We start from the raw sequence: 1,651 nt of genomic DNA, 5'->3' as shown, positions 1-1,651 counted from the left end.
AGGTAATTTGACAAGAGTCATAAAGATGTTATCGAAAACACGGAAAAGCTCTTGACTTTTTGAAACCACCACAATAATCGAGAAGGATACCCTTTCAACCGGGTATATCTCTCCGATTATAGGTGATTCAGATATGGAACCAACTTTGGAAAAACCACGATTTCGCAAGCTTTCGATCAGTGAGTGCGCTGGTGCGCCTATTCTTCGGACGCTATGGGATCAATTCGACTTTTCTTTACTGCTCACGCGATCCGGCATATCCAAACGAAACGGTACACCTGCCTGGATGCTCTGTTTTCTCTATGTGATTGGGCTATCTTCTGGCTGCACAGCCGTCTCTCAGATGGCAGAATTGGCGGCCAAAGATGCCTTGCTTATTGAGATGTTTAGACCGTACAAATTGGCGCAGTACACGCTGAGCCGGTTGTTTATCAAGCCTTTTGCTTGGCGTACCTTCGGGAAAAAACGAGTCGAGAGGCTCCAACAAGATGCGAATACGAAATTGCATGAAGGCGATATTATCAATTTGGATGACACCCACAGCAATCATCCATTTGCTAAATTCCTGCCTTATCTTTGCTGGCTCAAGGACTCCTCTACGAAGGCATATAGCTGGTGCATGAATCTGGTTGTATTACAAGCGGTACTGCAAAACGGTTTGGAGTACCCGCTTTACTTCAGCATGTGGCGCAAAGTCGAAGAAGGTGAGCATGGACTCTCCAAGCTGGATTTAGCCAAGCAAATGCTCCTGATGCTGCGTGAAAACGTCTCGTGCCGCTTATGGATTGCCATGGATCGGTGGTATCTCTGTAAGGATTTTTTCGTGTTCCTCATGGAGCACAACTTTGATTGGGTGACCAAGGCCAAACGCAACACCGCCCTGTTTCGACTCGTGAAGGAGCCTGGCCGACGGGAACGGTATATTCCGGTGTCCGCACGCCAATTGATTAAAGAAGCGTACAAATCCCTTGTTAGTAAAGGGAATTCCGGTTTATCGGCGATCGCGCTTGCCGACATTTATATGAAATTGCCATTCCCCGCTATTGGACGAAAAGGGCAGCCTACTGTGAAGCATCGCTATATCCCCATTGCCGCTGTCGTTGCCATTCGTTTGAAAGAAGACGAAGAAGCAACCGCAATTGCTGAGGAGGGTGCAGATTCTCTTGCGACGTACAAAGACGCCTATTTGATCATTAGCAACCGCCATGATGTTCCGAAACAAGCACTTGAAGTCTACGGTAAACGCTGGCGCATTGAAGTGTTCTTTCGGATGGCCAAGCAGGAACTTGGCTTTGAATCTTGCCATTCCACATCCGAAGCGCATCAGCATGCGCATATGGAATTGCTATTCGCTACTGAGACGCTGCTTGCGTATGCTTTGTGGCAGGTAAACAAAGAAAAAACGAGTGATGATGAAGGCTACACCCACGGCGAAATGGTTCGTGGCCTCTTCCACACTCGTTGTCAGGTTCGTCGCAGAAAACATAAGAATTCCGAACGAATCTACATTGATTTTGACATAGAAGTACGCCGGTTTGCAAGCCTTATTTCGGCTTATTGGCCGCCCCAGCTCTTAATGACCTGGTGGCCGGTTTATTCAAGCATAGATTCTCACAATTACCAGTTAATCTCGTGAACTGCATAAGTCATG

The 1,651-nt window shown here is 47.2% G+C and carries 1 protein-coding gene; it reads left to right on the top strand.

Translation table 11 applies throughout. From position 1 onward, the window contains the following. The first annotated feature begins 133 nt into the window (after positions 1-133). A complete protein-coding gene (locus M6D81_RS31425; RefSeq protein ID WP_262681601.1) occupies positions 134-1,636 on the top strand; it encodes a transposase in 1,503 nt (500 codons plus the stop codon). The last annotated feature ends 15 nt before the right edge of the window (positions 1,637-1,651 follow it).

The sequence above is a fragment of the Paenibacillus sp. J5C2022 genome (genome assembly GCF_025567625.1).
In the GTDB taxonomy this organism is placed as follows: domain Bacteria; phylum Bacillota; class Bacilli; order Paenibacillales; family Paenibacillaceae; genus Pristimantibacillus.
This window is presented reverse-complemented; position numbering and strand designations above follow the sequence as displayed.